Annotated in this window: 13 protein-coding genes; 1 reads left to right on the top strand and 12 read right to left on the bottom strand. The window is 58.4% G+C overall.

Annotated elements, in window-relative coordinates:
• Positions 1-168: 168 nt before the first annotated feature.
• On the top strand, positions 169-1,134 hold the full coding sequence (locus tag LOY68_RS16910) for a LysR family transcriptional regulator (protein WP_265038660.1): 966 nt from the start codon (positions 169-171) through the stop codon (positions 1,132-1,134).
• Positions 1,135-1,380: 246 nt separating this feature from the next.
• Here the strand turns inward: LOY68_RS16910 and LOY68_RS16905 are convergent, their stop codons facing one another.
• The 12 genes from LOY68_RS16905 to arnB form a co-directional block, all read right to left on the bottom strand.
• Positions 1,381-2,121 (bottom strand): DUF4225 domain-containing protein, encoded by a 741-nt coding sequence (locus LOY68_RS16905; RefSeq protein ID WP_265038659.1) that lies wholly within the window; start codon positions 2,119-2,121, stop codon positions 1,381-1,383.
• A complete protein-coding gene (locus tag LOY68_RS16900) occupies positions 2,109-2,603 on the bottom strand; it encodes an Hcp family type VI secretion system effector (protein ID WP_265038658.1) in 495 nt (164 codons plus the stop codon). The genes LOY68_RS16905 and LOY68_RS16900 overlap by 13 nt, the downstream gene beginning before the upstream one ends.
• 113 nt (positions 2,604-2,716) lie before the next feature.
• Complete coding sequence (locus tag LOY68_RS16895) at positions 2,717-3,115, bottom strand: GNAT family N-acetyltransferase (RefSeq protein WP_320110076.1); 399 nt, start codon at positions 3,113-3,115, stop codon at positions 2,717-2,719.
• 215 nt (positions 3,116-3,330) lie between these two features.
• Complete coding sequence (locus tag LOY68_RS16890) at positions 3,331-4,857, bottom strand: ArnT family glycosyltransferase (protein WP_413787197.1); 1,527 nt, start codon at positions 4,855-4,857, stop codon at positions 3,331-3,333.
• A gap of 62 nt (positions 4,858-4,919) precedes the next feature.
• Positions 4,920-6,299, bottom strand: a complete 1,380-nt coding sequence (locus tag LOY68_RS16885; protein ID WP_265038655.1) for a UDP-glucose dehydrogenase family protein — start codon at positions 6,297-6,299, stop codon at positions 4,920-4,922.
• Positions 6,296-6,709 carry a 4-amino-4-deoxy-L-arabinose-phosphoundecaprenol flippase subunit ArnF gene (arnF, locus tag LOY68_RS16880; RefSeq protein WP_265038654.1) on the bottom strand — a complete coding sequence of 138 codons (414 nt, stop codon included), beginning with the start codon at positions 6,707-6,709 and terminating at the stop codon, positions 6,296-6,298. Before arnF ends, LOY68_RS16885 begins: the two co-directional genes overlap by 4 nt.
• Positions 6,706-7,050: a 4-amino-4-deoxy-L-arabinose-phosphoundecaprenol flippase subunit ArnE gene (arnE, locus tag LOY68_RS16875; RefSeq protein ID WP_265038653.1), complete on the bottom strand. Its 345-nt coding sequence runs from the start codon at positions 7,048-7,050 to the stop codon at positions 6,706-6,708. The genes arnF and arnE overlap by 4 nt, the downstream gene beginning before the upstream one ends.
• The gene (gene arnT, locus LOY68_RS16870; protein WP_265038651.1) at positions 7,047-8,696 is read right to left on the bottom strand and encodes a lipid IV(A) 4-amino-4-deoxy-L-arabinosyltransferase; all 1,650 of its coding nucleotides are present in this window, start codon (positions 8,694-8,696) and stop codon (positions 7,047-7,049) included. The genes arnE and arnT overlap by 4 nt, the downstream gene beginning before the upstream one ends.
• Entirely contained in the window at positions 8,693-9,577 is an 885-nt protein-coding gene (arnD, locus tag LOY68_RS16865; RefSeq protein WP_265038650.1) for a 4-deoxy-4-formamido-L-arabinose-phosphoundecaprenol deformylase, read from the bottom strand. The genes arnT and arnD overlap by 4 nt, the downstream gene beginning before the upstream one ends.
• Positions 9,577-11,568: a bifunctional UDP-4-amino-4-deoxy-L-arabinose formyltransferase/UDP-glucuronic acid oxidase ArnA gene (arnA, locus tag LOY68_RS16860; RefSeq protein ID WP_163910218.1), complete on the bottom strand. Its 1,992-nt coding sequence runs from the start codon at positions 11,566-11,568 to the stop codon at positions 9,577-9,579. Before arnA ends, arnD begins: the two co-directional genes overlap by 1 nt.
• Positions 11,565-12,584 (bottom strand): undecaprenyl-phosphate 4-deoxy-4-formamido-L-arabinose transferase, encoded by a 1,020-nt coding sequence (arnC, locus tag LOY68_RS16855; protein ID WP_265038649.1) that lies wholly within the window; start codon positions 12,582-12,584, stop codon positions 11,565-11,567. Before arnC ends, arnA begins: the two co-directional genes overlap by 4 nt.
• Positions 12,581-13,729 (bottom strand): UDP-4-amino-4-deoxy-L-arabinose aminotransferase, encoded by a 1,149-nt coding sequence (arnB, locus tag LOY68_RS16850; protein WP_265038647.1) that lies wholly within the window; start codon positions 13,727-13,729, stop codon positions 12,581-12,583. Before arnB ends, arnC begins: the two co-directional genes overlap by 4 nt.
• Positions 13,730-13,951: the final 222 nt, after the last annotated feature.

Below are 13,951 nucleotides of genomic sequence, written 5' to 3'. Positions count from 1 at the left end.
ATCGAAGTGTCAGCTTTTAATAGTGCGAAATCAGTGAGTTGGCACTCAGGTACGGATTTTATTAACGGTTGCCAAGCCTTGTTTTCTGTGTTCATTATTATTGGCCAGCTATGTTTTTTGTTGTTGGACACAGATTGTTTGCTAGAGCGCCAGAGGTAAATAAGCATTATGGAAACCCCACTTTCCAATTCCGGAAACCCGCCGCCAAAACCGACTCAGCGGGCTCCATTGGCGCTCAGCGGCCTGGACTTCAAACTGCTCAAAGTGTTCAAGGCGGTGGTCGAGGCCGGTGGCTTCAGCGCTGCGCAGAACGAGCTGAATGTGGGCCTGGCCGCTATCAGCAAACAAATTTCCGACCTGGAAATCCGCATCGGCATGCGCCTGTGCACCCGTGGGCGAGAAGGCTTTCACCTGACTGAAGAAGGGCGCCTGGTGTATCAGGCGTCGATTGATTTGTTTGCCTCGGTCGATAACTTTCGCGATCGGCTTAGTTCAGCGCAGAACGAACTTATTGGTGATCTGGGTGTGGGGATTATTGATAATACGATCTCCGACCATAATTCCCCGTTAGTTGCAGCGCTTAGAAGGATTAATACCGAGTCGCCGAAAGTAAGGTTTCAACTTCAGGCCTCGCAACTGGATGAAGTAGAACGAGGGGTTGTGGAAGGGCGATTAGTTGCGGGGATTGTGCCGGTTTATCAGAAGCGTGAAGAGTTTGATTACTACACGCTTTACGAGGAACGCTCCGAGGTTTACTGCGCGGTCGGCCATCCGTTGTTCGCGGTGCCAGAAGCGGAAATCGGCAGCAACGTGCTCAAGGATTACGAGTGCGTGAACCATCGCTACGCGATCCATCGGGACAAACTCAACTTTGCCCGTTACGACAGTTTTTCAGCCTCGGCGACCCAGGTCGAAGCCGTGGCGCTGCTGATCAAGACCGGATGTTTTGTGGGTTTTCTGCCGCAGCATTACGCCGCGAATCTGGTGGCCCAGGGGCAATTCCGGGCGGTGCGCCCGGACCTTATTCATATCGTCACGCCGTTCAACCTGATACTGCGCCACAACACCGTGCGCAGTCCGCTGGTCAAGGCGTTTGCCCAGGCGTTGGGGGTCGATTTGAAAGCGCTGATTTGAACGTCAGCCACATCGATGTGTTATGGCTCTTGTTTTTTTCCGTAAAGAGCTTCCTGGAGCTTCTCAGGGAAGGCAATCAAAAAATAAATTGATAGCCCTATAAAACACACACTACCTATTATTCTGACAGCTATATAGTCGACATCTACGAAGTAAAAAACTACGGCCAGAATAATCATTGTGTGGAAACCGGCACAAGCGATGATCAATAGATATATTCGAAAGAGAATTATCATATTTTTTATTTTAACGAGGTTCATGACGCAGCCCATCCTTGTCTACCCATTGATCATGTATTCCTTTCGCGGTGATTGCATCAGCGCTACGATCCAATATAAAAGCAGGGGTAGATGTGTTTCTATATGCTCGAACATAATCCGTTCTAACGTACCTAAACAATCGCCATGAGTCAGCCTTTAACACCAATCTCCCAGCACCAACTATCGACATTCCCAAGTCAACGCTGCCGTAGGCGATGTTTCCTTCACGCTCGGAATACTTAAATGACTTGGCTATATTTTGATAAGTCTTCCTGAGCGGACCTTCTGTATCACTTCTATTCCCTAATATGTTACGTCCGTTTTCATAAATATTGTTCGCGCCGTGAGCCATCATTGGCGCCCCGAAAAAAAGGCATAACGTTCCGGCCGACCCGTAACAAACCCCAGCCCCTGTGGCTATTTGAAGTGCTCCTGCAATTGCCCCAACTCCTTTTTGTGCTATCTCCAACGCCTGACTCAGCAAGCTACTCTGTTCGCTCTTTATCGCCTTCAACCCCTGATCAGCGCTCTTCCTCCCCTGCGCCACATCATTAACAATCCCTCTCGCGTAATAAGAAACCTCACGATTGAACTGCAGACGCAACGTCCCATCCTTAATATGTCGGGCAGACAACGTACAAGCCTGACTCGTCAGACTCCCTGCGGCCTTACTCACCGCCCAATAATCACAACTATCGGGTTCGCAGCGTTCCTTTAGTTGTCCCATTCATTATTCCCCCATGAACCATGCCCACTTGTACCCGCGAGATGGTGACGCCATGTGATCTCGCGATAACGAATGGCAACGTGTTCTTGGGGTTCGGCGTCGTTCTGTAAAACAGAGTGCGGCATATCAAGTGTCAGGTCGGCAATGATGCCGCCTTCAATATCGATGGTGAAGAATTTCTCTTGAAGGCCATAGGCGGAAATTCGAAAAAAGCTGATCGAACAGTTGATCTCTTCTCTGGTTGAAAGGGCTTGGGCGAGCAAAGGCGACGACTTGTCAACGTTCTTGGTGATGATGAGCGGGCTGTGTGTTGGCTTATTAATATTTCCGATATTGGACATGTTATGGCTGTACGAAAGCACCATGATTTCATCGGTGTGTCCCGCCTGACATTTATTACCAATAGACTCCTGGGTTGAACAGCCCGCTGAAATCAGTCCCTGAGACTTACCATTGATACTCATGTAACCGTGATTCGCCATTTACCTGCCACTCCTGTTTGTCGGCGAGGCACTTTATGGCAAACGTCTCACGGGTAATGTAGGGGGATTCCGCATAGCTTGTAGGAAGGGAGTATTTTTCTGGACCTGCTGGCCTAGAGCAGTCGCAGCCACATCGCACACCGCCGTTCCTCAGGCAAACCGTGGTCGATTTCCTGCCTCAAAATCGCCAATAACCGTGGACTCGTTTCAGCAGCGCTCAATGTTTCAAAGCCGGACCGTTGATAAAACGGTGCATTCCACGGCACGTCGCGAAACGTGGTCAGGGTCAGACCGTCGAGTTCTCGTTCACGGGAATACTCAATTGCCGCTAACAGTAACTTTCGACCGATGCCCTGGCCCTGAAAGGGTTGGCTGACGGACAGTTCCTGAATATGCAGTTGGTTGTCGACTTGTTCGGCACTGAGAAATCCCGCAAGTACCCCATCGGGTAATTCGGCGACCCAAATATCCTGAGTTTCGATGGCGTGCAGATGTTGCCGGGCGCCGGTCACGGGGGCGTCGGCGAGCCAGGCGAGTGAAGGGTCGGTGCGAAACTATGCGGCCGCTGATCGTTCGATGGCGGGGAGGGCGTTGGCGTCAACAGGTTGGGCACGGCGCAGGGTGATGGTCATGATGATCGTGTGGAGCTGCCGAAGGCTGCGATCTTTTGATCTTAAAGGCAAAGTCAAAAGATCGCAGCCTTCGGCAGCTCCTGCGGGGTCATGCGTCAAGGTTTGAGATGCAGCAACACATAATCATTTTTATCGAAACGACCGATCAACGCGGGTTCCAGCGAACCCAGCGAAGTGCCTTTCAGGACTTTGTAGTCACTCTGATCCAGCATTACCCAAACCGGCGCCTTGATGGTTTCCAGTTCCTGAACCGATTCGGTGAACACCGGTTGTAAATCCTGCTCGATATTGACCATGAACTTGATCGCCTTGGCGTCTTTGCCCATGCCGAACAGCACCAGCGGCGCCGCGTCTTGTTGAACCTTGGCGAAGGCTGCGCGACTGAAACTGCGCGTGTCGTAGAGCTGTCGTTCCACCGGTTCGACCACCAGGATGTACACCGACCACAACCCCAGCACCGCACACAACGTCAATACCTGCGCCCGCCAGGCCGGCCGGAAAAACGCGGCCAAAGCGACCGCTTGCAACACGCCGAGCAGGATCAATATTGGTGTCAGCGAGGTCAGCATGTCGGGAAAACGCCGCTGGCCAGCCAACAAACCGATTATCAACAGCCCCGGGATCACCAGCCACAACCCTTGCATCACACCGCGCAACAGGCCAAACAACCGACCGTGGATCACCTGGAACGGATACGCCGCAATGATCGCCGCCATAGGCAACATCGGCAGTAGGTATCGAGCCTTTTTTGCCTGGGGAATCGACAGCCCGAGCATCACGACCAACCCGGCCGCCGCGCAGTACTGCACCAGCCGCAGCGACTGTCCGGCATCACGTGGATTGGTCAGAAAGATCGCCGCCAGCGCCAACAATCCCAGCGGATACGCCAGCGCATAGTTGCCCATGGAACTGGTGAAGTAATACAGCGAACCGCTGACACCTTCACTGCCGTCCATGCGTCCCATGAACTGCATGCGAATCACGTCTTGCATAAAGGCCGGGCCACCACTGGCCTTGGCCAGCAGCAACAGCAAACCGATGCACAGCACCAGCAATCCAGCGGCGACCAACCCGAACGCCAACAGCCGGTGCCACTGGCGATTGAGCAGGAAATAACTGCACAGCATGCCAGTCGGCACCACCAGCCCAATTGGCCCACGGATCCCGAAACCCAGCAGCAACAAGGCAAAGATCAACAACCAGCGGCGTGGCGCGCCAAAGTGGTCGGCGGCGTAAGCCAGGTAAAACACCGCAAACGCCACCGCCGCGAGCATCAAATCCAGGGACACGGCGCGGGTTTCGGTGATGAAGGTGTTGGTCAGCAACAGCAGGGCAATGCTCAGTAACGCCCAGCGCGTGGAGTAGGGCGCCAGCAGGCGGTACATCAACGTGACGATCACCGCGCCAGCCAGCGCACTCGGCAACCAGGCACTGAAAGCGTTCACCTGCCCGAATGGCAGCGACAGCAACCAGACAAACAGCGTGCTCAGTGCCGAATAGTCGGCATAGGGCTGGCCATAGGTGGTCGGGAACACCGTCGGCCCGTGGCGCAGCATTTCCTGGGCGAACAGCACGAACCGCGAATCGAAACCGATCGCGGCCTGCTGATAAACCCCGGCCATGAACAACAACAGCGCCAACAGCCCCACGCCGAGGGACTGTCGACGGACAGTGTCATTCACGCTCAGGCAACCGACGAAATGGCAGACCATTGCTGATACGGAATCGGCAGGTTGCGCGATTCACCACGACCCATCGGGAAGTACAGAAACCCGGCGCGCGACAGACGCTCGGCGTCATACAGGTTGCGCCCGTCGAAGATTACCGGCGCGGCCAGGCGCTGGCGAATCAGGTCGAAATCCGGTGCCTTGAACTGCTGCCACTCGGTGCAGATGATCAGCGCATCGGCGCCGGCCAATACCGATTCCGGGGTGCCCATCAGCATCAGTTTCGATTCGTCCGGGTACAGATGCTGGGTTTCCTGCATCGCTTCCGGGTCGAACGCCCGCACATTGGCACCGGCCGCCCACAACGATTCCAGCAACACCCGGCTCGGCGCATCGCGCATGTCATCGGTATTCGGCTTGAACGCCAGACCCCACACGGCAAAGGTCTTGCCGGCCAGGTCGCCCTTGTAGAACGCTTTCACGCGCTCGAACAGTTTGTGTTTCTGCCGTTGGTTGATCGCTTCCACCGCTTGCAGCAAGTCGCTGGAGCAGTGCGCCTCTTCGGCGCTGTGGATCAACGCGCGCATGTCCTTGGGAAAGCACGAACCGCCATAACCGCAGCCCGGGTAGATGAAGTGGTAGCCGATGCGCGAGTCCGCGCCGATGCCCAGGCGCACGGACTCGATATCGGCCCCTAAGTGCTCGGCCAGTTCGGCAATCTGGTTGATGAAGCTGATCTTGGTCGCCAGCATGCAGTTGGCGGCGTACTTGGTCAGCTCGGCGCTGCGCAGGTCCATGAACATGATGCGGTCGTGATTGCGGTTGAACGGCGCGTAGAGATCGCGCATCACCTCGCGCACTTCGTCACGCTCGCAGCCGATGATGATGCGGTCTGGGCGCCGGCAGTCAGCCACTGCCGAACCTTCCTTGAGAAACTCGGGGTTGGAGACGATATCGAACTGCAACAGCCGATTGGCTTCCAGAAGCCTGCGCTCGATGTGAGCACGCAAGGTGTCGCCAGTGCCCACCGGCACCGTGGATTTCTCCACCAGAATTACCGGTTGCTCACGATGACGGGCCACCGCATCACCGACCGACAGCACGTATTTCAGGTCGGCCGAGCCGTCCTCGCTCGACGGCGTGCCCACGGCGATGAACAACACCTCGCCATGCTGCACGGCCAGCTTCTCGTCGGTGGTGAACTGCAGGCGCTTGGCCTCAAGGCTTTCCCTGACCAGACTGGCCAGCCCCGGTTCGAAGATGCTGACATGGCCCTGCTGGAGCAATTCGACTTTTTTGGCATCGATGTCCATGCAGATCACATCGTGGCCGACTTCAGCCAGAACGGCAGCCTGTACCAGGCCAACGTAACCACTACCAAATACACTGATTTTCATGGGTCATTCCTGAGAACGGAGACGCGAGCAGGTCGAGAGTTGATGGTGATGACACCCAGGATGACCAGGGCCACCCCGAGGCTTTTTGCGAGACTGAAATGTTCGTTGAACGCCGGCAGGCTGGCGGCCAGCAGGTACACCAGCGCGTAGCTGATGCTTAGCAGCGAATAGGCGCGACCCAGCGGCACGTCGCGCAGGGCGAGTAGCCAACTGAGCATCGACAGGGCGTAGGCGAAGATTGCCGCCAGCACCACGCCGATGGCGGTCAGATCGACGCTGCCATCGCGCAACACGGTCAGCCACTGATCGGGTTGCGGCAGGCGGCTCATGCTCCAGCGCATGCCCAGTTGCGCAGCGCTGGCCAGGGTTACGCTGCCCAGGGCAAAGGTGATTCCACGGCGCATGCTCATGCGTGTTGCCCCAGCAAAACCACGCCGCCGATCACCAGCGCGACACCGAGCCAATGACGCCGGTCGACGGGTTCGTGAAAGATGAAGCGCGCGACCAAGGTGATCAGCACGAAATTGAGGCTCAACATCGGGTAGGCGATACCGACTTCCAGGCGTTGCAACACCAGCAACCAGACCAAAAGCCCGAGGCCGAGAGAGAACAACGCCAGCCACAGCCACGGCGAACGCAGTTTCTCGCCCCAGCCTGTGTCCCTACCGCGCCAGCTCTCCACGGCGTATTTCTGGGCGATCTGGCCCAGGCACGTCAGCAGGCACGCGGTCAGCAACAAAAGCAGGCTCATGCCGCGTCCTTGGGGATGATCAGAATCACCAGGTTGCCTTGCTCATAACGCTTGCCCTCTTTAGGCAGCAGATCCACTTCCTGCAGTTCGTCGTCACCCTTGACCCGCATGACCACGCCCACGGAACCCTGCTTGCGAGCATCGCGCATCCACTGTTGCACTTTGTCGAGGTTGATCCGCCGATTGCGCGATTCGGGAAAATTAAGGCCGTATTTCAGCTCGCCGACAGTGTTGAACAACCCCACTTGCGCTGTTTTCAGGCGCCAGGCCAGGGCCGAAGCAGCGCCGAGGTCGTTGCTCATCAGCTGGCTGGTCTGGCTGAGTTCCTCGGCGTGTTCGAGGATGAATTGGTCAGGGGTCTTGTTCGCCACCACCGAGTTGGGCAGCCCCGACGGAATCAGACCGATGAACAGCAAGCTGCCGAACGCCGGTGCCGCCCAGCATTGCAGGGGCCGGAAGGCTTGCAGCAGGTTGGCCATGATCCAGCCGATCAGCGCGATAAATACCAGCACCAGATTGTGCAGTTCGAGTTCGTAGAGCGGCTTTTTCAGTTGCAGGTAAACCAGCGCCAAAAGCACCGTGAGGCCCAGCACCAGATTCAGCAGGCCGTTCAGTCCCAGCGCCCGGCCTTGCTCAAGGCGCAAACGGTCGGCCACCGCATTGCCCAGCAACAGGGCCAAAGGCAGCAGGCACGGCAGGATGTAAGTCGGCAATTTGCCGTTGCTGAAGCTGAAGAAAATCAGCGGCATCAACAGCCACAACAGCAGGAAGACCATGCTCGCCTGGCGTCGCGAGTCCCAGGCCTGCTTAAACGCAGTCGGCAGCAACACCGCCCACGGCAAGCTGAACGCCACCAGCAGTGGCAAGTAAAACCACCACGGCGCGTCATGCTGGGCATCGTCGCCGGCAAACCGCCGAATATGCTCGTGCCAGAAGAAGAACCGCCAGTAATCGGGCTCCTGGGCATGCACGGCCAAGGCCCACGGCAGGCTGACCGCGATGGCCACGACGATCGCGAGCGGGCCGTAGACCAACAGTTCACGCCAGCGCTTTTGCCAGAGCATCCATGGCAGCGCGACCAGCACCGGCAACACCCAGGCCAGAAAGCCCTTGGTCATGAAGCCCATGCCGCAGGCCAGTCCCAACGCGGCCCAACTCAATAGCCGCTGGCCACGGGTGATGCTGTCGAGCGCAAACCACAGCGCCACCAGACTCAAATTGACCCAGAGCGTGAATTGCGGATCGAGGTTGGCATAACCCGCCTGGCCGGCGACCACGGTGAAACTCATGTACAGCAACGCGCAGGCAAAACTTTTGCGCGGGTCGTTCCATAAACGGCGGGCGATCAGGTAGCAGAGCAACACGCTCAGCCCGGTGCTCAGGGCCGAGGCGAACCGCACGCCGAACAGGTTCTCGCCAAACACGGCCTGCCCGAGGGCAATCATCCAGTAGCCGGCCACCGGTTTTTCGAAGTAGCGCACGCCCATGAAATGCGGCGACACCCAGTTGCCGCTCAGGAGCATGTCCTGGCTGATCTGGGCGTAGCGGGTTTCATCGGGAATCCACAGGCCATGGGTGCCCAATGGCAGCAAGTAGGCCAGCAACATGACGACCAGCAACACCGGCAGGGCCCAGCGTTTACTCATGCGCCTTGCACTCCCAGCCAGCCTTCGCGGCCATCGAGGGCGCCGCGTACCACACGCCCGGCCGGCAGGCTGGCGAATGACTCGGGCAACAAGTCGCCCAAGGGTTTGAAACAGATGTCACGCTGGCGCGCATCGGCCAGCAGCTGACGAAATTCGTTAGCCATGAGAATCCCTTCTACTTCGGCGTGGATTGTGTAGACGTTGAGTTTTTCAGGGGTGAAGCGGTCGAGAATGAAAGCGTTGAAATCCTTGGCAGCCACGGTTGGCCCGACCACCTCATCGAACGTCGGTAAATCCACCGGGATTTGCGGCGCGCCCAACAGGCCATTGGCCAAAGTCGGCTGGAATAGGCTCTGGCCCCGGCAATCGCTGTTGTAGCGAAAGCCGAACGCCTGCTTGGCTTCGATCACGCGCTCGTCCGCCCGCCAACCGGCGGAGGCCGAGCAGTCGACCTTTTCCCCGAGGATGTCACTAAGGCTGTCGACGCCCCGGCGAATCTGCTCGATCAGTTGCGCATCGCTCCAGCGCCCGGCATTGGCTTGCCAGCCGTGGTGGTCCCAGGCGTGCAGGCCGACTTCATGACCGGCTGCCTTGGCCTGACGCATCAGGTGCCCGAGGTCGCGACCGATGGCTTTGCCCGGCCAGGCAGTCCCCGCCAGCAAAATGTCCCAACCATACAGGCCAGCGGCGTTGGAACGCAGCATTTTCCAGAGAAATTGCGGGCGGATGAGGCGCCACAAATGGCGCCCCATGTTGTCCGGCCCGACGCTGAAGAAAAACGTCGCCTTGACCTGGGCCTCATCGAGGATTTCCAGCAACCGGGGCACACCGTCACGAGTGCCTCGGTAGGTGTCGACATCGATTCGAAGGCCTGCCTGCATCAGTGCTTGTCCGCGATTTCGAGCATGGCTTCACGCAAGAAGAAGTCCAGCGTGTTGCCGATGGTCTCGCTCATCTCAACGGTCGGCGTCCAGTCCAGCAGGCGCTTGGCGTTATCGATGCTCGGTTTACGGTGCGATACGTCCTGGTAACCGGTGCCGTAGAACGCCTTGCTTTCCACGTCGCGGAAACCGGCGAACGGCGGGAAGTTGTTGCGCAGCGGATGCGCTTCGAACTGACGCAGCAGCTCTTCGCCCAACTGGCGGATGCTGGCTTCGTTGTCCGGGTTACCGATGTTGATGATCTGGCCGTTGCACACGTCATTGTCGTTGTCGATGATCCGCGCCAGTGCCTCGACGCCGTCAGCGATGTCAGTAAAGCAGCGTTTTTGCTCGCCGCCATCGAACAGGCGAATCGGCGTGCCTTCCACCAGGTTCAGGATCAGTTGGGTGATGGCGCGGGAACTGCCGATCCGTGCCGAGTCCAGACGGTCCAGGCGCGGCCCCATCCAGTTGAAAGGACGGAACAGGGTGAAGTTCAGGCCTTTCTGGCCGTAGGCCCAGATCACGCGGTCGAGCAGTTGCTTGGAGACCGAGTAGATCCAGCGTTGTTTGTTGATCGGGCCAAGGACCAGGTTCGAGGTGTCTTCGTCGAAACGCGCGTCCTGGCACATGCCATAGACTTCGGAGGTCGACGGGAAGATCACGCGTTTGTTGTACTTGACGCAGTAGCGCACCAGTTTCAGGTTTTCTTCGAAATCCAGTTCGAACACGCGCAACGGGTTGCGGGTGTATTCGATTGGCGTGGCGATGGCCACCAGCGGCAGGACCACGTCGCACTTCTTGATGTGGTACTCGATCCACTCGGAGTGAATGCTGATGTCGCCTTCGACGAAGTGGAAATTCGGATGGCTGCGCAGACGCTCGATGGCGTCGGAGCCGATGTCCAGGCCATAGACTTCATAGCGGTCGTCACGCAACAGACGCTCGGACAAGTGATTGCCGATAAAGCCGTTGACGCCGAGGATCAGCACGCGAGTGCGGCGGGGTTTGCGACCGGATTCAGCACCACGCAATACCGAACCGTCTACCAGACCGAGCTCATTGGCCAGTTGCGGCCCGCTCAGGTACAAACCGTTGTCATTGCGCTGACCGGCAGTGATCACCAGCGAGTCTTCGCCACACGCAATGCGCAGCGGATCGACGCTGATCACACGGCCCGGGGCCTGGCCTTCATTGCCTTTTGCAACTTGCGCGCCCCAGACAATCAGCTTGTGCTCGCCGACGTCGCAGAACGCGCCCGGATACGGTTGGGTGACGGCGCGCACCAGGTTGAACAGTTCTTCCGCCGGTTTTTTCCAGACCAGTTTGCCGTCTGCGGGGGTACGACGGCCAAACACGCTGGCCTTGGATTCGTCTTGCGGGGTTTCTGTGACTTTGCCTTGCAGCAACGCCGGCAGGGTGTCGCGCAGCAACGAACTGGCGGCGTCGCGCAACTTGGCGTGCAGGCTCAGGGCGGTGTCGGAGCGCTCGATCCCGACCCTTTGCTGGGCAAGGATGGCGCCGGCATCGGCACGCTTGACCATGCGGTGCAGGGTCACGCCGGTTTCGGTTTCGCCATTCACCAGCACCCAGTTGGCCGGGGCGCGACCGCGATAGAGCGGCAACAGCGAGCCGTGCAGGTTGAACGCACCTTTGCTCGCGGTGGCCAGCAGTGGCTCGCTCAGCAGGTTGCGATAGTAGAACGAGAAAATGTAGTCCGGGTTGAGCTTGCTGATGCGCTCGATCCACAGCGGATGGTTGGCATCTTCCGGGGCGTGCACCGGAATGCCGTTAGTGGCGCACAGTTGTGCGACGGAGCCGTAGAAGGCGTTTTCCTTCGGGTCATCGGCGTGGGTGAACACGGCCGCAATCTCATAACCTGCGCCGAGCAGGGCGTCGATGCCGGCACAGCCGATATCGTGATAGGCGAAGACAACAGCTTTTTTGCTCATGAGAGAACCTGTTCTGGAGAAGTGGAAGTGAGACCGTCGACCGTGACAACGGGAGCAGGAGGGGCGGGTTGGCTACGCAAGACTTTTTCGATAAAGAACCGTGGGCGCGCGCGGACATCGCTGTACATGCGGCCCAGGTATTCACCCAGCAGGCCCATGCCGATGAATTGCCCGCCGGTGAAGACGAACAGCACCGCGAACAGCACGAACATGCCGTCGCCGGCCCATTCAGAGCCGAATGCCAGACGCAACACGATCAGCGCCATCGCGAACAACACGCCAAGGCCCGCCATGGTGAAACCGACGATGCTGAGCAGGCGTAGCGGGGTGGTGGTCATGCAAGTGATCAGGTCGAACATCAGGTTGACCAGGCGCATCGGGCTGTACTTGGATTCGCCGTGCTCGCGCTCGGCGTGGGTCACGAGGATTTCCGTGGTGTGGCGGGCGAAGCTGTTGGCCAGGATCGGAATGAAGGTGCTGCGTTCGCGGCAGGCAAGCATCGCGTCGACGATGGTGCGGCGGTAGGCGCGGAGCATGCAGCCGTAGTCGCTCATGGCCACGCCGGTGGAGCGCTGCACGGCGAGGTTGATCAGTTTCGACGGCCAGCGGCGCAGGGCCGAGTCCTGGCGGTTGTTGCGCACGGTGGCGACCACGTCGTAGCCGAGTTCGGCCTGGGCCACCAGACGCGGGATTTCTTCCGGCGGGTTCTGCAGGTCGGCGTCGAGGGTGATCACCACGTCGCCTTTGCACTGTTCGAAACCGGCCATGATTGCCGCGTGCTGGCCGTAGTTGCGGTTGAGAATGACCGCGACCACTCGGCTGCCCTCACGATTTGCGGCGTCTTCGAGGATCTGTGCCGACTCATCACGGCTGCCGTCGTCGACCAGCACGATTTCGTACTCGTGGTGCAATTGGGCGCAGGCCGCTTCGGTGCGCCGCAGCAACTCGGGCAGGCTTTCTTCTTCGTTGTAGACCGGGATAACGATCGACACGCAGTGGATTGGATAAGGTTTCAAAGGCTTCTGTCCGTAATGTTGGCGATGGCTCCGACGACTCGTTCAACGTCGTCGGTGGTCATGTCGGGGAACAACGGGATCGAACACAGCCGCGCCGAGTTCCATTCGGTATTGGGCAGGTAGATGTCCGGGAAACGCTGGCGGTAGTAGGTGTGCAGGTGGGTGGCGATGAAGTGGATGCCGGTGCCGATGTTCTGCTCCTGCAAGGCTTTCATGAACGCTTCGCGGTCGAGGCCGCAGCGATCGGCATCGATGCGCAGGATGAACAGGTGCCAGGCGTGCTGCTGCGCGTACGCCGGGATCGTCAGCGGCTGCACTGGCAGACCTTCGAGCTGTTGCAGGTAGGTCTGGGCCAGTTGCGTGCGCTTGGCATTGATCTCGTCCAGGCGCTCCAGTTGCACTAGGGCGATGGCGGCGTTGATGTCGGCCAGGTTGTACTTGAAGCCGGGCTCGATGACCTGCGCCTGGGGTTTGCGGCCACCGGTCAGGCGGTCGTAGGCGTCAACGCCCAAACCGTGAAACTTGAGCATGCGCACGCGGCTGGCCAGCGCTTCATCGTCGCTGACAAACATCGCGCCTTCGGCGCAGGTCATGTTCTTGATCGCGTGGAACGAGAAAATCGCCGTGCCTTGGGCGCCGACGTGGCGACCTTTGTAAAACGTACCCGCCGCGTGGGCCGCGTCTTCGATCACGGCAATCCCGTGTTTGTCGGCCAGCGCATAGAGCGGATCGAGATCGAACGCCGCACCGGCGTAATGCACCGGGATGATGGCTTTGGTCCGGGGAGTGATTGCCGCTTCGATGCTGTCCAGATCGGTCATCAGGGTGTCGCGATCAACATCGACAAACACCGGTGTCGCGCCCAACAGGCAGATCATGTTGGCGGTGGACACCCAGGTCTGCGACGGGGTGATGACTTCATCCCCGGGACCGATGCCCAAGGCCAGCAAAGTGATGTGCATACCCCCGGTGGCCGAGGACAATGCCACGGCATGTTTGCAACCGACATAGTTGGCGAAGTGCTCTTCCAACGCCTGGTTTTTTGGCCCGGTGGTGATCCAGCCAGAGCGCAATACTTGCTCTACGGCTGCAATTTCTTCATCGCCGATACTGGGGCGCGAGAAGGGGAGAAAAGCCTGACTCATGGGGACCTCGGGGCTGGCACAACAATGAAATTTTGGCTGCAAGGATTGGATCCACACCGAAGCGTAGACGCTAAAAAACAAAGCGCATCAATGAGTTGCTACATAAATATTACAAAATGCTTAGGTTGACTTTTGGCGGCGGCCTCGTCAGGTTGTGCTGACTGATTGCTGGCGGCCTGTTTGAATTAGAGTAGGCTCGAAAATGTGAAAGGGACATGAAAA

It is taken from the genome of Pseudomonas sp. B21-053 (assembly GCF_026016365.1).
Lineage (GTDB): Bacteria > Pseudomonadota > Gammaproteobacteria > Pseudomonadales > Pseudomonadaceae > Aquipseudomonas > Aquipseudomonas nunensis.
This window is presented reverse-complemented; position numbering and strand designations above follow the sequence as displayed.